The organism is Hungatella effluvii (assembly GCF_003201875.1).
Classification (GTDB): Bacteria; Bacillota; Clostridia; order Lachnospirales; family Lachnospiraceae; genus Hungatella; species Hungatella effluvii.
Genome location: NZ_QJKD01000003.1, coordinates 470,998 through 493,275 on the forward strand (window position 1 = coordinate 470,998; position 22,278 = coordinate 493,275).

Here is a 22,278-nt window from a genome sequence, read left to right on the forward strand (position 1 = left end):
CCTTTCTTTTCATTACGAGATTGCTGCCTGCAGGCTGTATTGAGATTATCTGCTTTCCACTGAGAAAAGACAAGAAACTTACTATCACAATGGTAAAAAGGCCCCGACACGTATCGTGTCAGAGGCCTTTTTATCACGTTTTTACAAAGTTTTCGCCTGATGCTGTTTACGATTCATTATGTAATACAGCAACGTAATCTTCCATATGAAAAACAGAAACATCAGAACTGTCACATATGGTTCCCTCGCCGCAGCAAAAAAACAGATTGCCGCCGCGCTCAATGCGACCGAACCGTTGGTGACCCTGCTCAGCCACGCCTCTTTATCATAATGAGTCAAAATCAGCCTCATGATTCCTAAAACTATCAAAAAACAAAAAATACCCCAGTATATCCAGAGATTTATTTTTGTTGTATCCGTAAAGGACAATAGATTCACATGGTAGATATGTCCGCCCTCCGGCTTTCCGTACAGCGGTAAAAAAATGAAGGCGGCCGCCATTACATCGATAATTCCGCCCATCAGTCCGTATACCTTTTTTATATTGGAACGATTTTCACATTCCGCCAGACTGATCAGTTCGTCACCGGATAACAGATCATCTATGGAAACGGAAAATAGTTTTGAAATGCTCTTCAGCGATTCTATGTTGGGATATCCTTTGCCGCTCTCCCATTTCGATACAGCCGTCCTCGATACGAACAGCTGCTCTGCAAGCTGTTCCTGGGTGAGATTATTCTTTTTTCTGAGCTGCTGCAGCTTTTCGTTAAACTCCATTGTGGTCTCCTGATATGGTAATTGGTCTGTTAGTCTGGTATCGTAATCTTTCTGTATCTGTTGGAATTTGCCTTTACGGCCTGCTGATTTATTATAAGCGGACTCTGGAAGAAAAGCAACCGGCCATTCTGCTTTCCTTTTTCCATATCATTCCAGTCATGTAAATTGTCAATCCATGTCTATTTTGTCACATGAATGTAACAACCGAGCCTTATAATCCCTTTTGTATGAATCAAATGCCCGATATACAGCAATCATCGGCCGGATACGCATTCCTGTCCGCCCGATTCCCTGCGCGCAAAATGAAAAATCAAAAAAGGAGTATACAATGAAAAATTTACTGTCTAAAAAGCTGGGCCTGCTTCTGCCATTGACCCTGGCTTTAACCGGCTGTGCGTCCAACAGCCCGAATCCGGAACCGTCATCTGCGGCCGTCCCGGAGGAAATGGAGGTCTCTGAATCTCAATATACCGGACTTCCCTTTGATTTTGAGGTAGAGCCGGAAGAATTTACCCTGTCCTTTGAGGTGGAACAGACGCTTATAACGGCTGCTGCTAAGGGGGAACGAAGAACCGTACTGGACTACGGAAAAGTCGGCGATACCGTCAGCTGGCGCTATCCCGATGAGCAGATATCCGTTTCCCTGACTCCCGAAAAGGATTATTTAAGCGTGGTGATTACCTCGGAAAATGAGAACGACAATTCCTTTACATGGCCCGTTATCTCCGCAGATACCTACTATTTTCCCTTTGGCGAAGGCAAGAGGGTGCCTGCGGATGATCCGGCCTGGTTCGATTATTTAAATGGCCAGGAATTTCAGGTAATGGAGCAGCTTTCCATGCCGTTCTGGATCTCATCTGCCGGAAGCTACAACCTCCTGTTTGTTATGGAAGATCCTTACCGGACAGAGATGAATTTTACTTCGGATTCCCCCATTGCGTTCTCTGTCTCCCATCAGTATCCGGCGATCGATGATAACCGGACTAATAAATTTCGAATTTACATCACGGACAAAGATCCTGTCAGCGCGGCCAAGCTGTATCGCAATTACGTAATCGAGCAGGGACAGTTTACCACCCTGGAACAGAAAGCGGAGGCAAATCCCAATATCCGTAAGCTGTACGGAGCTCCTTTCATCTATCTTTGGGGTGATTTCGTGGTATCGGCGGATGATATCAACTGGCAGGCATTTCGAACGTCTCTTTCCTCTCCGGTTATGGAGTATTTTCTGTCATTTGCCGGACGCCTGGAAAATGGTCAGGAATTTACAGCTGTCCTGAAGGAAATACAGGGCCAGGACTACGTGGCAGAGTATCAGAAAAATGTAATCTGCAGCTACATCAGCCAGCTTTTGAAACGGGATGATTTCTGGGAGCCATCTACCTTTACGCAGCGCTCTTCAGAGTTAGAGGTTCTCCTGGCAAAAGGATATGGTAATTTAAGTGACACTGACCGGATTCAGGTTCACAAATATGCTGTCGCATCGAATTTACCGGAAGTATTTGCCGATGCCGGACAGTGGATGGATTCCCAGACGGTAACTCTGCTTCAGGAAATGAAGGAAGGCGGAATCGAACACGCATGGATCGGCCTTAACAGCTGGGAACAGGCGTATGGAAAACCGGAGCTGGTCGAAACCGCGGTCAGCCAGGATTATCTTATCGCCAGCTACGACTCCTACCATTCGATTCACGAGCCCGGCAGAGAACAGTGGATTACCGCTCAGTTTGACGATCAATCCCTTTATGGGAACGCTGTCATAACGGATCAGACCGGCAAACCGAAAAGCGGCTTTCAGAACGTCGGCCGCAAATTAAATCCCGCCCTGTCGCTTCCTGCCGTCAAAAACCGTATGGAAACCATCATGTCCAACCAGCTCCCGTTTAACTCCTGGTTTATCGACTGTGACGCAACCGGAGAGATCTATGACGATTACACACCTTCTCATATCACCACACAGGAGGAAGATCTTGCCGCCAGACTGGAACGTATGTCTTACATCAGGGACCAGTACCATCTCGTCATCGGCTCGGAGGGCGGCAATGATTTCGCAGCCTCTGATATTGCATACGCCCATGGAATAGAACTGAAGACATTTGCCTGGATGGATGAGGACATGAAAAAGAATCAGGACAGCAAATATTATATCGGAAAATACTACAATCCTAATGGTGGAGTCGCAGAACATTTCTCCAAACGGATTCCGGTAAAAGAACAGTATTATACCACCTTTGTGGACCCGAAATACGATATTCCGCTGTTCAAGCTCGTCTACAATGATTCTGTCATCACAAGCTACCACTGGGACTGGTCGACCTTCAAAATCAAGGGCGCGACTGCAGACCGTATGATACGGGAAATCCTTTACAACGTCCCTCCGCTCTATCACCTCGATGCGGTGGAATGGTCAGAGTACAAAGAAGACATTCTCCGCCACCAAACCGTCTGGTCGGACTTCAGCCAAGCGGCTGTCACCCGGGAAATGACTGGTTTTGAATATAAAAGCGGGGACGGCAGCGTGCAGAAAACCGTGTTCGGAGGAGATGGGGATGCTGTCGCGGTTGCGGTTGCTAATTTCGGTAATTCCTCTTATCAGTATGAGAATATCGAAATCCCGGCTCACTCTGTGCTTATTGAGATGAATGGGAGCCGGGAGGTCTATACGCCTTCGCTGGATCCAGAACACGTATGAAAATATAAATGATATATTGATGATCGCGAACCACATTTTCAATGTCTTTCGTTAGTACCATAAAAATCGGTTTCCTGCAAAACTACTGCAGGGAACCGATTTTTAACTCGCTGTATTTACGATTGCTGTTCCAATAACAATTTTTATCTGATCTTTCCCGCAAGCATCAAAGCCAGATCAAGCGCACTCGTCTCCGGAACAGCGACATCGATTTCCGGCATGACCTGTCTCACCCTTTTTACCACTTCATCTCTGATTATCTCGTTTTTAACCAGAACACTGCCCCACAGCCACAGATGAGGTTTTTCCTTCCCGCTCGCAAGAGACACCTGGCTCTGTCTGGTCCATCCGGCCTTACGGGCAGTATCTTCAATAAGTTTCCATATTTTCTCCGCACAGTCCTTAAGGATTCCTTCCGCCTGTGAATCTCCCTGTTTGGCGGCCTCACAGGCAATCATGGAAAAGCGGGCGATTTCCGACTTATCAAACAAATGCTCATTCACGAACAAATCAATCTTTTCCAGCGTATCCAGGCCGCTTTTTTCCATAAACATCCGGGTAAGATACGGGCATTTGGTCCTCTCGTCAAGATCCTCTGCTGCAAGTCTCATAGTCTGCATACCCAGATAAAATGCGCTTCCCTCATCGCTTAAGATATGATTCCAGCCCCCAGTCCTGTATATAGTGCGCTTCGCATCGATACCATAGCAGATGGAACCGGTACCGGATACCACTACCATCGACGGCCCCTCCTTCAAATACAGAAAGACCTCACAGTCATTGACTGCCCGGATACAGTCGGGCTTAAATCCCATTTCCTCGAAGATATCCCGGCACATCTTCTCATATCCCGGCGAATCAATTCCGCTTGCCGCCACACAAATTCCCATACAGTCCGATGGATTCAGTTCCAGCTCCTTCAGTGCCGGAAGCACCAGTGCCCGGCAGCGGCTCCGGCTCTTATCGTATCCGTCCGTATTGATGCTGCAGCCCGGCCCGGTGAATTCCCCGAGTATATTCCCGTCTCCGTCTTTCAGTTTTAATCTTCCATTCGTCCCGCCTATGTCCATTCCAGCATAATAGTTCATCAAAATTCCTCCCTTATTGTTGTAGCAGTTCAGCCCTCGCTTCCGGCAGCCACGGTCTGTCCCGGCGGTTTCGTTTCCCGGACCTTTCCAGTTCCGGTTTCGGGCATAAGCATTTCTAAATGTGCAGGATTTTTCTAAAAACCAGTGAAAATCCCCAAACTCGCTGCGCTCAAACAGGTGGGGATTTACCCTGAACGAAAAATTCTGCGCATTAAGAACTGCTAATGCCCTGCAAAGTCACAGGAAAGGTCCGGGAAACGAAACCGCCGGGACAGACCGTGGCTGCCGGAAGCGAGAGCTGAACTGTTATTTATTGTCCATCCAATATTTCCAGGCAGCTAAATGCCTTGATAAATTCTTTTCTTCCGTATCCTTCAAATTCTACGGTAATCATCGTGTCATCTTCTTCAACAACTTTGCCGCATCCGTATGTTTCGTGGCGAACCCGTATTTCAGCAGATGCAGATTCAATGTTTGGCGTTTTCTCCTCCATTTCCTTCATCCCATCTGCTTCCTCCACCTCCTCCGTTTCTGCCATCTTCTCCCCGTTTTCCTTCGCCATCTGTACCTGTCTCCGCAGCTCCTGTAAGCTGGCAGTTCCCGTCCGCCTCTCCGGCTCCTGTCCCTGCACCAGTTCTGACGGAATCATCCGGATATAACGGCTTTCCCCGGCCATCACACCGAAGATGTCAGGATTTGTATACCAGGAAAGCTCCAGATAATTTCTGGCCCGTGTAATTCCCACGAAAAACAGCCGCCTCTCCTCATCTTCCCCGTCTATCCCTTTCGTCCGCAGCGGAATCAGGCCATAATTCACACCAATGATAAAGACATGGGAAAACTCCAGTCCCTTTGAGGCATGGAGTGTCATCATTTTCACGCGGGCCTCTTCGGCGCCGTCCGCCTCAGGAAGCAGTTCCCGAGAAGTTCCATAAAGCGCTGCTGAATTCAGGAATTCCCGAAGCCCTTCCGGAAGCTTAAGGTCTTTTGCATTCATAAATGCAAACATGCGGTCCAGAAAATGCCGGACATTTGCCTTATCGTCCCTATAAGACGCTGCATTGGGTTTCAGTGAACAATCCAGATCAAAATACTCATAAAATGTATTCGTATCCTTTATCTCTGCGCCATTTCGGGCAAACGAAACCATCTTTTCGAAAAGCCCGGGCACCGCAGCTTTTTCTGATCCACTCTCAGAAGCTTCCTTTCGGCCGCCTAATCCCGCACAGCCTTCCTCTGCCAGTTTTTCCGCCTTCTTCGCAGAAATCCCCACTCCGTATTCCCGGCTGCTCAGAACGAAAACTGCTGCAGCGCGGTCGGCCGGGTCCGCCAGGAATCGCAGAAGCCGCAGGAGCCATTCCAGCACCGGGATTTCATGAATCCCCGTCTTTACGGCCACCTCATATGGAATTCCATTCTTTGAAAATACATCCTCCAGCACCTTAGACTGGCTCTGCAAGCGGTAAAATATGGCGATATCGTCAAAAGGGATCCCCTGTTTCTGCAGTTCACGGATCCGGTCAGTCAGATAACACGCTTCCTGAAAGGAGTCGTAGTGGTTCTTCACCACAATCTTTTCCCCGCCGCCTCTTATCCCTTCCAGAGCCCCGCCATTCTGCTGAAAACACCGGGCCGCCTCCAGAATCTCGTTGCAGGACCGGTAATTGACCGGGAGCGAAAGCTCTGCCGCCTGATACCGCGTCTTCAAAGTATAAAACAAGTTAAACGCGCTCCCACGCCAGCTGTAGATCACCTGATTGGGATCTCCAACCGCAAACAGTTTTGCTCCTTCTGCCATAAAGCAATCGATAAATTCCAGCTGTTTTCCATCGCAGTCCTGCACTTCGTCAACAATCACCCATTGAATATTTGCGGATCTCTCTTTCTCCCCTTCCTCTTTCGCCATCAGAAGGCAGGCATTTTTCATCAGATCCGAAAAAGTCATCTTATTTCGCCTGAGTTTTTCCTCCGTGAGAAGCACTGCCAGTATTTCCAGATCGTCCTGGCCGCCGGCCACTCCGGTATCGCCCGCCGCCGATACGCGCTCCGCTTCCGCCAGCCGCTTTCTCAGCCGGTTCTTGTACTTTATCTTCAGCTTCTTCTCCGCTATCAGCGCATGGGCCAGTTCCAGTTCCTCCTCCGGCTCCATCACCATGAAATCCTTCGTATATCCCAGAGTCTCCACTGGGAGCCTTTTTTTCAGAAGTCCCAGGGCCACGCCATGAAACGTCCCGAAGTTTTCCGTCTCCTCCGGCGTCACTGACGGGTCCGCACGCACAAGCCGCTCCCGTATTTCAGAAGCCGCCTTGTTTGTAAATGTAAGCACCACCATATCCCGGTAACTCACAGCCTTCACCTCATGGAGATAGAGAATCTTCGCAGTCAGCACCGTCGTTTTTCCGCTCCCCACATTCGCACTCACGAGGCAGGCTTTATTTTCATCGGTGACCGCTTCCCTCTGATAGGGGTTCAGCCTCTCCCATTCTCTTTCCCAGTCCACCTAATTCTCCTTTTTCTTAAGCTTATCAAGCCTCTGTTCAAGCTTTTTCCGCATATCGCTGTTGTCTCTGCTGTCGTCTCCGCTTCTGTCCCCGCCGTTTTCACCACAGCCATCGTCCCTGTTCTCTCTGTTTTCCCCTTTTTTCCGAACCTCCACCTCCAGTTCAAATTCTTTCGGTGCGTCCGTATAATAGGAAATCAGATTATTAAGGGCCTTTCGGTTTGTCTCTTCCATGATCCACTCCCGGTAAAATGGCTGATCCGTAATCAGAGCGAATCTCCTCCCCTCCGTCCTGACCGCATTCACCGTATTTAAGAAGGACGCAAACGGCTCCCCGTTTTTCAGCAGCATGGCGGTAAATGCCTTCCACTGCGCTTCCAGCTCGTCAAACCGAAATGGCTTCTGTATAAATGTCGATGGACCGTACGGCGCCATTTTCACATGTTTCGGCACTTCAGACTCCTCCAGCATATTCCTAAGCCCCCACAAAACCATACTTTTATCGAGATGGTAGTCACCGACACAGGCGGCGCAGCCGTCCTCGCAGGGACAGCCGCTCACCATGGCGATACCGTTTTCTATAATCTCCGGAATCAGCTCGTACGCTTTCTCGGCATATCCAAGACCGCCGGTATACTGATCGTAGAGAAAGAGAAATACGGACTCCTCAACGCTTTTTTCTGCATACACGGCGTTAGTGCTGACAGTCGTGCCGATGTCCTCCTGCTCCGTCATCGTTACCAGACGCGCTGCGTTTCGAATGGCGCAGCACAGCCCTTCAAAATGATTGTTGCGGATCATCTGCCCGTTTGGGCTCTGCTGCAGCAGACGGCGGTAGGCCGTTACCACATTACCCGGGAGCTTCAGCCAGACGCTCTCCGTTTCAAATTCTCTGGATAACGAAGGGTTAATCTGTTCATAACCCAGATTCTGATGATTATGAAACTGCAGCTTGCGGTACAGGGAAACCTGCGCGTTGACATTTACATCGCCGAACACCGCATCTATTCGTTTCCATGGCTTCTCTTTCCTGCCGTGAATGATCGTGATATCCGTATTCCCCATGGGTGTCGTATAGTAATTTCCATTAAACGGCACGGCACGGGCTGTCCTTGTCTCCAGATCCAGCGTCACCACCTGATACTGAATGCCGCCGTGTAAATAGACGGCTCCGGGATGAATCTCGCGGAACGCCTGCATCTCGTCCATCTCCGTGATCTCTTTTCCGCTGTCCTTTAAGAGCAGCTTGTACCGGTTGGGGTCAATATTGCGCAGGCTGTAATCTCCGGCCGGGAAGGAACCGCCCGACCACACGAATTTACCGTTCTGTCCGGTCAGCTCCTTTGCCCGCATCAGGACTGGAATCGTCTCGCCCAGATCCGGAAAGACAGAGGCGTCATCAAGCGTCAGGGGAATCTCCGCCGCAGCCGCCCTGATGTGGGAAAGTTCAATTAAAAGGTTGTTCTTGTCTACGACGGCGCTCTCACTGCTGTTTTCGAACAGCCATCCCGGGTTCGTTCCAATGTACTGATCGAAAGGCTGGCTGTCAAGAATCAGATAATTTGTGCATGCCCGGCCGCTTCTTCCGGCCCGGCCCGTCTGCTGCCAGAAGGATGCCCTCGTTCCCGGATATCCGGCCAGCACAGTGGCATCAATCTTACCAATATCGATACCAAGCTCCAGCGCATTGGTTGACACCAGCCCGCACAGCGCTCCTGTCACCATCTTGTGCTCGATCTCCTTACGCTCCGCAGGCGTGTAACCGCCCCGGTAACCGGATATTTTATCTGCCTGGGACGCACTGGCCGGACTTTCCGCTTCGAGACGGTCCCTCGCCTCCTTTAGAATTACCTCCACATTTCTTCGGGAGCGGGCAAATGCGATAAAATTCTTTCTCTGTTCCACCAGCTCCGGGATCAGCTCCGCCGCCACCGCCGTGGCCTGCACCTGTCCATAGTACTTTTTATCGTGCCCCAGAATCTTCGGAGGCTTGATCAGAAGGTAGGTCCGCTCTGCCGCAGGAGAGCCATCCCGCTCGATCCGCACGAATTTTCTTCCGCAGATCTCCTCCGCCAGTTCGACGGGATTGGCAATGGTGGCCGAACTGCACAGAAAGACCGGTGATGAACCGTAGTAGCGGCACACCCGGTGAAGCCGGCGGAATACATTGGCCAGATGGGACCCAAACACGCCTCTATAGGTGTGAAGCTCATCGATGACGACAAACTTCAGATTTGTAAAAATGAAATCGAATCCGAATTTACTGTGATTCGGCAAAAATGCACCATTCACCATCTCCGGGTTGGTCAGAATAATATTCGCTTCTTTCCGGATCCGGCTCCTCTCGCCCACGGGTGTGTCGCCGTCGTAAACTCCCGCCGAAATCCGGCTCTTTCCGAAATATTCAATGAATGGCTGGATCGCACGGTACTGATCACTGGCCAGCGCCTTCGTCGGATAGATGAAGACCGCCCGCGCCAGCGGATTCCTTAAAATCTCCTCGATAACAGGAAGCAGAAAGCCCAGCGTCTTTCCGCTGGCCGTAGATGTGGTAATCACCACGTTCTCCCGTTTCAACGACCTTAAAAACATCTCCGCCTGATGGATATAAAGCCCTCTCACCCCGTTTTTCTGCAGATATTCCCGCAGTTCCTCCGGAAGTTCCGCCGGGAAGCCGGCATAATGGGCACTCCGCTCCGGCATGGTTCTTCTGTAAATAATCAGATCATTGATATCCATAGTCATCTTCCTCCTGCATTACCTAAATATCATTATAACGCAAGAACGGATGTTTGGCACCATTTTTCTTATCGGATATTTTATCCTGACACTCGGTTGACACATCACGCCATGAATGCTATGATGGGCGTAGTCACTTCAAAATGTCCAGTCTATGTTACAGGGAGGTGAAACAATGGACGGCACCCCTCGAAGTCGTAAAAACGTCTTCAAAATCTCATATCACAACATGAACCGCGCAGGTACCACGAGATACGACCGGCCGTCTATTGTGCTTTTATAGGAATAGATGGAACTGTCGTTTCTTTTGCGCCGCCTTTCGGGGTGGTTTTTTTTGTGTAATAGGAAAAGTGTTCCTAGAGCGTGTTTGAAAATTGCTTTCTGTCAGATGTGCGTCACATTTTGTGGGAGATTTGTCCCGAATGAGCGCAGCGTAGTGGGCTACGTTAAGTGAATTCGGGGCAAATCTCCCGCGAAATGGGGCGTGCAGATGGCAGGAATGAATTTTCAAACACGCTCTAATACACAAAAAAACCTTCCGGCAGGGTGCGCACTCCACGTTAGGGAAATATGGCCGCTGGCACGGCCGCGTTCCGGTGCGGGAATCCGGCTGGCCGGATTCTATGTTGTTTTATGGGAACTCTATTATGGAAAGGAGTAATTCCCAATGAAACTCAATCAGAACATTTTCAGATTCAGAAAAAGAAACTCTCAGATTCAGCAGAAACAAAATGAAAGCGAAAAACTTCTTCGTAACTTTGCATTTCTCGATTTAAAAGACTTGTTTGACCATTTTTCCGTCTCCGGCTCGGGGCTGACTGCAAAGCAGGCGGAGCAGCTTCAGGAGGCGTATGGAAAAAATATCATTACAACCGGTCAGAGCAATACCACGCTTCACCGTCTGGTAAACGCGGTTGTCAATCCCTTCAATATTGTGCTGCTTATCATCGCCGTTATCACACTGTTTACAGATGTCATTTACTCCCAGCACCCGGATTACGTTACGGTATGCATTATCCTGTTTTTGGTAATCGTCTCCAGCCTGGTCGCATTTATCCAGGGAGAACGCTCCAACTCGGCGGCGGAAAAGCTTTCGAAGATGATTTCCAACAAGGCCGACGTCCTGCGTGATGGCGTGCAGACGGAAATTCCCATCGAGGACGTCGTTCCCGGAGATATGGTACGGCTTTCCGCCGGCGATATGATTCCGGCCGATATCCGCTTTGTTTTCACGAAAGATGCATTTGTCGCTCAAGGCTCACTTACCGGGGAATCGAATCCGGTGGAAAAATATGCGGATATCCGTTCAGACAGGGAAGACGCGCTGACCGACCTTCAAAACATCGGTTTTATGGGTACCAACATGGTAAGCGGCAGTGCAACCGGCATCGTCCTGGCCACAAACAACGAAACCTATTTTGGCTCCATGGCGAAATCCCTGTCCGGAGACCGGGCTAAAAACAGTTTTGAACGGGGCGTTGATTCTGTCAGCAGCCTTTTAATCCGGCTCATGCTGGTCATGGTGCCAGTCGTACTGCTCATTAACGGCTTTACAAAGGGAGATTGGGGCGACGCGCTTCTGTTCTCCATCACGATCGCCGTAGGCCTGACCCCGGAGATGCTGCCGGTCATCATGACCTCCACGCTGGCAAAAGGGGCTGTTCTCATGTCAAAGCATCAGGTTATCGTCAAAACCCTGGGAGCTATACAGACCTTTGGCGAAATGGATGTACTCTGCACCGACAAAACCGGCACCTTAACGGAAGACAGAATTATTCTGGAAAAATACATGAACGTAGTGGGGGATGACGATAACCGGACCCTGCGTCACGCATTTCTCAACAGCTATTTCCAGACGGGCCTTAAAAATCTGCTTGATCTGGCCATCATAAACCGGGCTCACGAAAACGGCATTGAAGCCATCTTAAACAGCTACACCCGGTTGGATGAGATCCCCTTCGACTTCTCCCGACGCAGAATGAGCGTGCTCCTGGAAGACCGGAACGGCAAGCAGCAGCTGGTAACCAAGGGAGCCGTGGAGGAGATGCTGGCAATCTGCACCTACGCAGAATGGAACGGCCAGATCCTTAAGCTGGACGAAACACTTTTACAGAAGGTTCGGGCTGTTTACGAACAGCACAACAGGGACGGACTCCGGATGATTGCGGTGGCGCAGAAAAATGATGTGGCAGGTGGGGAATTGAGCGTGGACGATGAGCGGGACCTGGTACTGATTGGTTTCGTAGGGTTTCTGGACCCGCCCAAGGAAAGTGCAAAGGCGGCGGTCACCGCCCTGGATAACCACGGCGTGCGGACTGTTGTTCTGACAGGCGACAGTGAAGGCGTTGCGGTCAAAGTATGCAGTAAGGTGGGCGTGGAGACTTCCCGCTATCTCACGGGAAAAGAAGTGGAGGCCATGGATGATGGCGCACTGTCAGAGTCTGTGGAACGCTGCAGTATTTTTGCGAAGCTGTCTCCTTCCCAAAAAGAGCGGGTAGTGAAAGCGCTTCAGATCAATGGACACACGGTCGGTTATATGGGTGACGGAATTAATGACGCGCCGCCGCTTCACCAGGCGGACGTAGGCATTTCCGTGGACACCGCTGTAGATATTGCGAAGGAAACCGCGGATATCATCCTGTTGAAGAAAGACCTGATGGTATTGGAGAAAGGCGTGGTGGCCGGCCGGAGAACCTTTGGGAATATCGTCAAATACATTAAAATGGCGGCTTCCGGCAATTTCGGAAATATGATATCGGTGATTGTCGCCTCCCTGTTCCTCCCCTTCCTTCCCATGCTGCCAGTTCAAATACTGACCCAAAACCTGCTTTGTGATTTTTCGCAGATGGGGATTCCGTTTGACAACGTAGATCCTGAATACTTACAAAAGCCGCGGAAATGGGAAACCCGGTCCATCAAATCCTTCATGGCCTTTATGGGGCCGCTGAGCTCTGTCTTCGACATCCTCTGTTTTGCGGTCATGTGGTGGATCATCAAAGCAAATACGCCGGCTATGGCCCCGCTGTTTCAGTGCGGCTGGTTCGTTTTCGGCACCGTATCCCAGGTCCTGGTCATTCACATGATCCGCAGCGGGAAAGTACCATTTGTACAGAGCATGGCCGCGAAGCCGCTGCTCCTGTCAACCACGATCGTCGCCCTGGCAGCCGTTCTGGTTGGATTCTCCGCTCTGGCCTCCGGCCTGGATATGGCTCCCCTGCCGCTTGGATTCCTGCCATGGCTGGTACTTCTACTTGCAGGCTACTGTCTGTCAACGCAGTTTTTTAAAGCAATTTATATTCGGAGGTTTGGGGAGTGGCTGTAAATTTAAAGACATATCTTTATACAGGCAACGTATGAGAAGTGCGGCTCTATGGTTATTTATTTACCAATAGAGCCGCACTCCCTTTTCATCTCTGTTTTCTCTTTGTCCCCAGTATCGGTTACCATTCTGCCACACTGCCATCCTGATGATGCCACACCGGATTTTTCCAATGATGAGGAGCCCCATTTTCTTCCACCACCAGTTCCCGGTTCACCAAAACTCCCAATCCAGGCTTTTGCGGCAGCTTCACATATCCGTTATCAAATGTAAAATCATCCTGATTATGCACATAATCCAGAACACTTTTCCCCACATTATAATGGATGCCTATACTCTGCTCCTGAATCACTGCATTATAACATACCGCATCCACCTGCAGACATGCAGACAGTGCAATAGGCCCAAGCGGACAGTGAGGGGCAAGTGCCACATCATAGGCTTCTGCCATGGACGCTATCTTTTTTACCTCTGTCAGCCCGCCAGCATGTGACAGATCCGGCTGAATGATAGAAATACCGCCGGCCTGAAACAACCGTTTGTAATCCCATCTGCTATAGAGACGTTCACCAGTCGCGATAGGAATACTGCAGCAGGCTGCAATTTCCTTGAAATCCTCCATCTGCTCACAGAGTACTGGCTCCTCTAGAAACATAGGATCGAATTCCTCCAGTTTTTTTGCCAGTACCTTGGCCATAGGTTTATGGACTCTTCCGTGAAAGTCAATAGCAATACCAAAATATTTATCGGTCTGTTCCCGGATAGAAGCTACCCGCTCCAATACTGCATCCACTTTTTTATAGCTGTCAATGTACTGCAGTTCCTCAGTCGCATTCATCTTCACTGCTGTAAATCCCGCTTCTTTACGCTCTCTGGCCGCCTTTCCCACATCCGCAGGCCGGTCTCCTCCAATCCAGGAATACACCTTCATGCTATGGCGGCAGGGACCTCCCATAAGCTCATAAGCAGGAACTCCATGGAATTTTCCTTTGATATCCCATAAAGCCTGGTCTATACCCGCTATGGCGCTCATAAGCACAGGGCCTCCACGGTAGAATGCACCACGGTATAGCAGATTCCAGATATTTTCTATATGCAGAGGATTCAATCCTGTTATATACTCTGCCATTTCCTCGACGCAGGCCTTTACTGTGGCAGCTTTTCCCTCTATTACAGCTTCCCCCCAGCCGGATATTCCTTCATCTGTGAGAACTTCAACAAAACACCACCTTGGCCTTACCAGCCAGGTATGTATCCCCACAATCTTCAAAGCAATCCCTCCTTTTTCAAAACATCAAGCTGCCCTTTTATATCAGTGGTAATCAGCTTCCATTTCTTTTGCAGAAATAACTCTTCCTTCACCAAAGAACTGCCTATTCCAACACCCGCAAAGCCATTTTTTAGATATTCAGCCGCATTTTTTAGACTGACACCTCCCACTGCAACAAAATCTGCCTGTGGAAATGGGCCCCTTAAGCTGTTTCTGTAACCTATGGAGAAAGCATTAGCGGGAAACAGTTTGAGGACATGAAATCCGTAGGACAGGCTCAATCCCACATCAGATGGTGTCAATATACCAGGCATGTATGCGATCTCTTGTTTTGCGCAGTACGCTATAACTTCCTGACAAGCGGAAGGTGACAGCATAAAATCTGCCCCCGCCTCCTCTGCTTCCCTGACCTCTCTCTCGGTCAGCACAGTTCCCGCACCCACTACAGAATCGCCTGGCAGTGTCCTTTTCATAAAGTATATCTGATCCCTTGCATGTTCCGTAGTAAATGATACTTCAAATGCCCGTATACCACCTTCATAAAGGCTCTCTGTATATGCCTGAAGCTCTTTCTCAGGAACATTGCGCAGGATTGCTATGATTTTATGCTTCGATACTATAGCCTTCATAATATCCATATTTTTTCCTCATCCTCTGCCTCTATCTAAGTATACATGTTTCATGATTTAATATCAGTTCCAGATCCTTTGCAGATATAAGTCCTTCAATATCTCCATGGGTCTGTGTAGCCATGGCACCTGCAACAGCGCCCATTTTTCCACATTGTTCAAGACCTTCCCGTTGAAGAATTCCGGCGATAAATCCCGCATTAAAGGCATCTCCTGCCCCAACCGGATCAACAGGACGGCAAGCAAACGGCGAAATATGAGACAGTTGTTTATCGTCACAAACCCAGGCGCCTTCTGCTCCGTTTTTCACAGCCAGATACCGAAGCTTTCCCCCTTTAAAAAGCAGATCAGCCAGCCGCTTCACATCTTCGATTCCATATAAAAATGCTCCTTCTTCCAGTCCCATCATCACGCATGAACTTTTGCTGATCAGATCCTTCATCATAGGCCTGAATTCTTCATCTTTCCAAAGTTTCTTTCTGATATTAGGATCAAAACAGATCAGAGTTTTTCCACCATCCGCCATATCCATGATGTCATATACCATCTGCCTGCAGTTTTTGCTGAGTAGTGGGGTGATACCCGTCAGATGTACGATATCTGCTGTTTGGATCGCCGTCTCATCCACATCTCCGGTGCACAGACAGGAGGCTGCAGAACGATCCCGGTAATAATGAACTGCTGTTTCCAGACCAGGACACATTTCTTTAAACATCACCCCTGTTCTATGGTTCTCATCCACAATAACTCCAGATGTATCCACACCTTCCGCCCTGACCATACGGATCAAAAACTCTCCAAATCCGTCAGCTCCCGTTCTGGTAATAAAAGAAGCGGAATGTCCCAGGCGGCTTATCCCTATGGCAGTATTACTCTCCGCACCTGCAATTCGCATAGAAAAATCGGGACCATAGCGCAAAAGTCCCTGCTCTTTTGGAACCAGAGATACCATAGTCTCTCCAACTGTCACAAATCGGCTCATAGCCCCTCCTTCTACCACTCTCCCATAGAATGGTCATCCTCAAAATAAAGAACCGGATTCGCCCAGTTACCATCATACTGCAGTTCTTTCACAGCATACTCATCCACATCAATTCCAAGTCCGGGACCTTTCGGCACATCGATATACCCCTCCTGTATCACAAATGGATTTTTTAACAGCCCTACTCCTAAGTCCAGCTTTTCTTCATGCGTTGGGTGCTCCTGTGCTGTAAAATTGGATATCGCTGTGTCCAGCTGAAGACATGCTGCGAGAGCTACCGGTCCAAGGGGATTATGGGGTGCTACAGATATATACTGATTAGCCGCCATGGCCGCAATCTTAAGCCCCTGTAAGATTCCTCCGCAATGGCAGAGATCCGGCTGAATAATATGCACTGCCCTTTTGTCAATCAATTCCCGGAAACCAAAGGTGGTAAACAGCCGTTCTCCTGCTGCGATAGGGATAACGGTTTTCTGGCTTACTTCTTTCATTACATCCACATTTTCCGGAAGAACAGGCTCTTCCACAAACATAGGATGATATGGCTCCAGCTCCTTCATCAGCAATGGAGCCATAGCCGGACTGACTCTGCCATGGAAATCAATGGCTATATCCACACAATTTCCGGCGGTCTCTCTCATTACTGCTATTCGGCTGACGATCTCTTCCACCTTCTTCCAGGTATCTACATGTCTGATAGGAGGATTCACCATAGATGTTTTTAATGCTGTAAAACCGTCATCTACTCTTTTTTTCACCCAATACTGCAGTTCCTCTCTTGAGGGATTGTCCTTAAACGGCACTGCATGGGCATACATTCGAACTCGATCCCTGCATCTGCCGCCTAAAAGCTGCCAGATCGGCACTCCCAGTTTTTTCCCCTTTATATCCCAGAGTGCCTGCTCGATCCCACTGATGGCACTGCATAAGACACCGCCTCCCCGATAGAAACCGCCTCTGTACATCCTGTTATAAAGCGCCTCGATATTGTCTGGATCTTCTCCAATCAGCCATGTGGAAAATACATGGATCATTTCCTCCACTACAGTGGCTTTCCCCTCCAGCGTAGGCTCTCCCCACCCGGTGATCCCTTCATCCGTACTGATTTTCACCAGCATCCACCTCGGACGGACCTGATAAATCTCAACATTTGTAATTTTCATTCTTCACTCATCCCTTCACTGCTCCGGCTGTCATACCAGATATAATCTGTTTTTGCATCAGCAGATAGAATACTAACATAGGGAACATAACGATGCACATAATGGCCAGCATCACGGACCAGTCCAGGCTGAATTCCCCGATACACTGGTGAAGCTCCAACAGCAGCGTCAGATTCTTTCTGGAACTTAAGAACAGGCTGGAAAGTACGAAATCATTCCAGATCCACATGGTCTGAAATATGATAAGTGTCGCGCTGGCCGGCTTCAAAAGCGGAAAAACCACCTTCCAGAACATCTGCCACGGCCTGGCCCCGTCGATCAGCGCTGATTCCTCCATATCTACCGGCATAGAACGGATGAAGCCCTGATACATAAATACTGCAAAGGATACCCCTGCCGCATATACCAGGATGAGTCCCGTCTTCGTATTGATCAAATGCATTTTCTTCATAACAGAAAATATCTGAACGATAAGCACCTGGGTGGGTACCATATAACCAATGAGAAAATAAACCGATAAGAATCTGGTGAGCCGGTTATCGAATCTGGTAATTGGATAAGCTGCAAGTCCCCCTAAGACTACGATTAAGAAAACCGATACGATTGTAATAACTGCCGAATTATAAAGGGACTGAAAAAATTTCATCTGCGTAAAAGCTTTTATGTAATTATCTAAAAACAAGGTATCCGGAAGTCCCCAGGGATCCTTTAGCATCTGGCTGTATGGTTTAAAAGAGTTAAGCACCATATAAATCATGGGACTCAAAAACACCAGTGTAAAGAGAACAAGCAGGATCTGCCAAACTGCCGAAGACCATCTTTTCTTATTCAGCATAAATTTTCCTCTCTCTTTCTGGAAACCCGCAGCTGAATCACTGCAACCACAAGAATCACTGCAAAAAAGACAACTGCCATGGCAGAAGATTTTCCTACCATTTTTTCCCCGATTCCTGTCTGGATAATGAGCTGCGTCATAAATGTGGTCCTGTAACCGGGACCGCCTCCTGTCAGTGCATAAGGCAGCGCATAGATTTTCAGCCCATCTATAATAATCAGCATCATACTGATGGTCATTGCAGGAGCCAAAAGCGGAAATGTTACATAACGGAATATGGCAAAGCCTGATGCACCGTCTATCTTTGCCGCCTCATAATACTCTTCTGAAATCCCCTGAAGCCTGGCCAGATAAATGCAGGCGTGCCAGCCGGTAAGCCTCCAGACATTGGCTATAATAATAGATACCATAGGAAGAAGCCCCTTAGATAGCCATTTTACAGGTTCAATACCCAAATTACCCAACAATGCATTCAGTACACCGTTTTTTGTAGGACCGAAAAACAGCTGAAAGATATAACCAATAATCAGTACACTGGGAACTGATGCAAAGAAAAAAGCGGACCGCAGGAAATTTCGGATTCGAAATCCTGCATGAAAAACCAGTGACAACGGTATAGCCAACGCCGTAATGATCACCGCATTAAAGAAACAGAATACAAAGGAATTTCCAAGAGCTGCCATCATAGCCTCTGACTGAAATATCCTGATATAATTTTTCAAACCCACAAAATCAATCTGTTTTGAGTACCCATCCCAGTTTGTAAAAGAATACGCAAAGCTCAGCACAATGGGCACGATGAGAATAACAGTATACAGCAAAAATGCGCCGATAATAAAATAAGTAAATTTCTTAAAAAATCTGGGATTAAGCATATCTATTCCTCCATATTGCAGATAATGCTGCGGCGGAGCATCTTAAACTGCAAAGATTATCTCCATCCGCAGCATTACTACAGCGCTTATTCGTCCTTCAACTCTTTTAACTTGTCCTGCATTTCCTGAATAAAGGTATTGCAGTCAATTTCCTTTAACAACAACTGCTGGCTTCCTGCAATCAGCTGCTGCTGAAGTCCTGTTCCATAGGTATCCCAGTTGCCCTGAGGAATATATACATTGATCTTGCCATCAGAGTATAAACCAGCGACCTCCTTGAGAATCGGATCAACATTTGACTCTACTCCATTCATGCCAATCACATATCCATTCATGTCCTGATACAACTGTACAATATCGTCTCTTGAAATGAAGTTTAAGAACAACTCCGACTGCTCCTGATACTTTGTTTCTGAACTGATGGCCATGGCACAGTCTACTGCACCGTATACCACCTTAATATCTGTGCCAGTTCCAGGCATAGGGAAGAATCCAATCTCAAATTCAGGATTTAACTTCTGTACTTCCTTCAGATGTCCTGCATGTCCCGCCAGCATACCAGCATTTCCAGTAGCAAACTCGCTGAAAAACTCCTGAGAGCTGACACTGACCAGATCTTCGTCGATGTAACCTGGAAGAATCAGATCCTGATACCATTTTTCGATGTAGGGACCCCAGCCGTCAGCAAATGTCTTCGTTCCATCAATTACTTCCTGATGATAATCCAAATCATTTGCCAGATAATCATTCATAAACGGCCCGAGAAAGCTATCCCAGAACCACTCCCCCCGTTCAATGATCGGTCTTGTACCATCTGCCTTTAAAGCTTCGCATACCGTCAGAAACTCATCCCATGTTGCAGGAGCTTTTAACCCAAGCTTCTCAAAAATATCCTTATTGTAAAAATATCCACCTACCCAGGTTGTCGGCGCAAAACCATAAACCTTACCGCCTTCTTCGTAAGTATTCTTATTAACCTCTACCAGTTTGGATACTGCCTCTGTTCCAGATATATCAGCACAATACCCATTTTTAATCATCTCAGATTTGTTCTCTGCTGCAATATAGAACACATCCGGAATCTCACCTGTAGAAGTCAGTACCTGCATCTTTTCCAGATAATCGGCCACAGGAGCCGCATATTGGAATTCCACTTTAATATCAGGATATTCCTTCTCAAAAGCGTCTAAAATCGGCTGGAACTTTTCCTGTGGATACCAGGATAAGAATGTCAGGGTACAGGGGGCCATTTCTGCCTTTTTAGTCTCGGTGTTCTGACTTTCCTTTACAGCCTCTGTCACTGCCTGTGTCGCTTCTGTCCCCTGTGCTGCGGTTGGTTCCCCCTGATTTCCTGCACATCCTGTCAACCCGCCAAGTAAGGATGCCGCCAGCAGTAAACCAAAAAATCTTTTTTTCATAACATACCTTCTTTCTTTTGTTTTCTGATTAAATTTTAGCATAACGATTTCTGTATGAACATGACTGATACTTTAACTCTTTAGCAAATATTCTTTTCCTCTTTGTCATATCCTACTCTCTTTGCTAAAAACTCTTTTCTCAATATTTTCAGCCTGAATGCATGATGCCATACTACCAGCCATTCTGATACGCCAAAGTATTCTCCCTTTTTCGTATGCCATCTGGTCTGTAAAAAGCCCTCATCCTGCGCTCCCCTTGGTCTTCTCTGTCCTTTAATCACCATTCGCCCGTCCGACATGTTATATAAGCTGTTATTCCAAACAGCTTCTGCGCGCTCTCTCCATACCGGATCTCCTGTCAGGCTGCTTAATTTCATCCATATTTCATAGAAAACAAGCCCATAACAATCAATATGGTGGTGCTGTACAGATACTGCGGTCCCACCTCTTGTAAGATAGCCCAGCTGCCCCAGTATAGAATTTTCAGGAAATACCACATCATAATGGTACTGCCAGGTGGCCAGGTAACGGCTCACCACCACCGCACGCTCCAAATCCAGTTCTTTTCCCTCTATTTCATAGAGCCGGACCGCTGTCTCCAGCAGCGGTATCGCTGATTCCTTATCTACGCAGCAGGTATCCAGAGCCCCCGCTGTAGTATATCCATGTTCCATAAACTCCCTGTAATAAAACTCAAATGCCTTTCTTGCCGCTGCCACATATTCCGGCTTCTTAAATTCCATGTAAGCACCGCACAACCCGCTTGCCAGATAACATCCTACGGTTCCATCCTGATCTGAACATGTACCATCATTATACCAGGCCTTCCCCAGCTTTCCGTCCTTTCGCTGTACTGACGTAATGAAATCGCAGAGCCGCTGCACTATTGTCAGATAGCTTTTTCTGTCAATTCCGGCTTCCAAAAGTACATGATAAGCTTCCAGATATTCCTCTATGACACTGTACAAATTAGCTGCATCATGTCTTTCATCCCTGTTTTCCGTATCGTCCTTATATTGTAAAACACGGTCATATCTGCATCGGAACAGCCCATTTGGCAGTACAGCCTTCTCAGCCCAGCAATCCAGTACCTTTAACCCCTTTAGAAGATCGGAGTTGTCCCCGTCAATCAAAGCTTTGCAGATTAGGGATACAGCCAGTGACGCATGCTGTCCCACCCAGCCAATCTCCAGATAATCTCGTTTCTGCTTCCAGCCTCCATTTTGCCAGGTCAGCCCCATAGCGAAACCAGCCAATCCATTCTCTTCAAAATAAGCGCTGTCCTTAATAAAGGAAAATCCCAGATCCCACACACTTCGCCTGTCCATTACAATCTGGCTTTCTCTTTTAAAATACTCCCACGCTTTTTGTACATATACATCATAATCATACCCCTCTGCAGATGAACGTTTTTTCAGTACCACTACCGCACTCACTCTGATGGTACCACTCTTATTTACATAAGGATCGATATAGTTCCGGTCTTCATAAGTATCTCTCGCACAGTAAATGACCGGCCCCTCCTGTTCCGGAAATAACAGCCTGGCAGTCATCTGTCCTTTTTCTTTTGTAAAGGAGCATGAGGCAGTTAAATTACTGGAAGGCTCTGCCCACATTCCAAATGCAGTCTTCTCGCTCTGACAATACAGTCCCGCCGGTATCCCGGCTCTATGCGAGGCAAACACCCACGGCTCTCCTTCATGAACCAGTCCTTTTGGTTCCAGACCATCTCCCCAGGAATTACCGTGATAAAGGACTCCTGGTATCATATAAAATCCCACCGGCTCCACCAGCTTAAGAGCCATATGTATGGTTTCAAAATCCTCCCTGTCACATTCCCCGCTAAATACTGTTCTGGTCCAGCAAAAGACCCCCTCCTCTATTTCTTGCCAGTCCTCCCGATAATGAAATCCGGAAAGCGGCTCTGCCACAGCCACTACCCTTCCCTCACAATAAATCTTCTGTTTTTCCACATAAAATAAGCTCATTTC

Annotated in this window: 15 protein-coding genes; 2 read left to right on the top strand and 13 right to left on the bottom strand. The window is 48.1% G+C overall.

The window, feature by feature from the left end; translation table 11 throughout:
• Nucleotides 1–141 precede the first annotated feature (141 nt).
• The gene (locus DFR60_RS08035; RefSeq protein ID WP_110322426.1) at nt 142–777 is read right to left on the bottom strand and encodes a helix-turn-helix domain-containing protein; all 636 of its coding nucleotides are present in this window, start codon (nt 775–777) and stop codon (nt 142–144) included.
• A 328-nt stretch (nt 778–1,105) separates the two neighbouring features.
• Here DFR60_RS08035 and DFR60_RS08040 point away from each other — a divergent pair, with 328 nt between their 5' ends.
• The gene (locus DFR60_RS08040) at nt 1,106–3,469 is read left to right on the top strand and encodes a glycoside hydrolase (protein WP_110322427.1); all 2,364 of its coding nucleotides are present in this window, start codon (nt 1,106–1,108) and stop codon (nt 3,467–3,469) included.
• Nucleotides 3,470–3,612: 143 nt separating this feature from the next.
• On the opposite strand, the gene DFR60_RS08045 is transcribed toward DFR60_RS08040, so the two are convergent.
• The 4 genes from DFR60_RS08045 to DFR60_RS31405 form a co-directional block, all read right to left on the bottom strand.
• On the bottom strand, nt 3,613–4,557 hold the full coding sequence (locus DFR60_RS08045) for an N-acetylglucosamine kinase (protein WP_110322428.1): 945 nt from the start codon (nt 4,555–4,557) through the stop codon (nt 3,613–3,615).
• Between the two features lie 310 nt (nt 4,558–4,867).
• On the bottom strand, nt 4,868–7,057 hold the full coding sequence (locus DFR60_RS08050) for an ATP-dependent helicase (RefSeq protein WP_110322429.1): 2,190 nt from the start codon (nt 7,055–7,057) through the stop codon (nt 4,868–4,870).
• Entirely contained in the window at nt 7,058–9,796 is a 2,739-nt protein-coding gene (locus DFR60_RS08055; RefSeq protein ID WP_110322430.1) for a DEAD/DEAH box helicase, read from the bottom strand.
• A gap of 277 nt (nt 9,797–10,073) precedes the next feature.
• Nucleotides 10,074–10,355, bottom strand: coding sequence for a DUF6783 domain-containing protein (locus tag DFR60_RS31405; RefSeq protein WP_432764105.1), 282 nt, complete (start codon nt 10,353–10,355; stop codon nt 10,074–10,076).
• Nucleotides 10,356–10,463: 108 nt separating this feature from the next.
• On the opposite strand from DFR60_RS31405, the gene mgtA reads away from it, so the two are divergent.
• Nucleotides 10,464–13,118, top strand: a complete 2,655-nt coding sequence (gene mgtA / locus DFR60_RS08065; RefSeq protein ID WP_110322432.1) for a magnesium-translocating P-type ATPase — start codon at nt 10,464–10,466, stop codon at nt 13,116–13,118.
• Between the two features lie 118 nt (nt 13,119–13,236).
• Here the strand turns inward: mgtA and dgoD (DFR60_RS08070) are convergent, their stop codons facing one another.
• The 8 genes from dgoD (DFR60_RS08070) to DFR60_RS08105 all read right to left on the bottom strand — a co-directional run bounded on the left by dgoD (DFR60_RS08070) (nt 13,237) and on the right by DFR60_RS08105 (nt 22,275).
• Complete coding sequence (dgoD, locus tag DFR60_RS08070; protein ID WP_341457929.1) at nt 13,237–14,376, bottom strand: galactonate dehydratase; 1,140 nt, start codon at nt 14,374–14,376, stop codon at nt 13,237–13,239.
• A gap of 5 nt (nt 14,377–14,381) precedes the next feature.
• Complete coding sequence (locus DFR60_RS08075) at nt 14,382–15,023, bottom strand: bifunctional 4-hydroxy-2-oxoglutarate aldolase/2-dehydro-3-deoxy-phosphogluconate aldolase (protein WP_110322434.1); 642 nt, start codon at nt 15,021–15,023, stop codon at nt 14,382–14,384.
• A gap of 22 nt (nt 15,024–15,045) precedes the next feature.
• The gene (locus tag DFR60_RS08080; RefSeq protein WP_110322435.1) at nt 15,046–15,996 is read right to left on the bottom strand and encodes a sugar kinase; all 951 of its coding nucleotides are present in this window, start codon (nt 15,994–15,996) and stop codon (nt 15,046–15,048) included.
• An 11-nt stretch (nt 15,997–16,007) separates the two neighbouring features.
• The gene (gene dgoD, locus DFR60_RS08085) at nt 16,008–17,159 is read right to left on the bottom strand and encodes a galactonate dehydratase (protein WP_110322436.1); all 1,152 of its coding nucleotides are present in this window, start codon (nt 17,157–17,159) and stop codon (nt 16,008–16,010) included.
• A gap of 7 nt (nt 17,160–17,166) precedes the next feature.
• Nucleotides 17,167–17,994, bottom strand: a complete 828-nt coding sequence (locus tag DFR60_RS08090; protein ID WP_110322437.1) for a carbohydrate ABC transporter permease — start codon at nt 17,992–17,994, stop codon at nt 17,167–17,169.
• Entirely contained in the window at nt 17,988–18,869 is an 882-nt protein-coding gene (locus DFR60_RS08095) for a carbohydrate ABC transporter permease (RefSeq protein WP_110322438.1), read from the bottom strand. The genes DFR60_RS08090 and DFR60_RS08095 overlap by 7 nt, the downstream gene beginning before the upstream one ends.
• An 86-nt stretch (nt 18,870–18,955) precedes the next feature.
• Nucleotides 18,956–20,287 carry an ABC transporter substrate-binding protein gene (locus tag DFR60_RS08100; protein ID WP_167437547.1) on the bottom strand — a complete coding sequence of 444 codons (1,332 nt, stop codon included), beginning with the start codon at nt 20,285–20,287 and terminating at the stop codon, nt 18,956–18,958.
• Between the two features lie 80 nt (nt 20,288–20,367).
• Complete coding sequence (locus DFR60_RS08105; protein WP_110322440.1) at nt 20,368–22,275, bottom strand: hypothetical protein; 1,908 nt, start codon at nt 22,273–22,275, stop codon at nt 20,368–20,370.
• Nucleotides 22,276–22,278 lie beyond the last annotated feature (3 nt).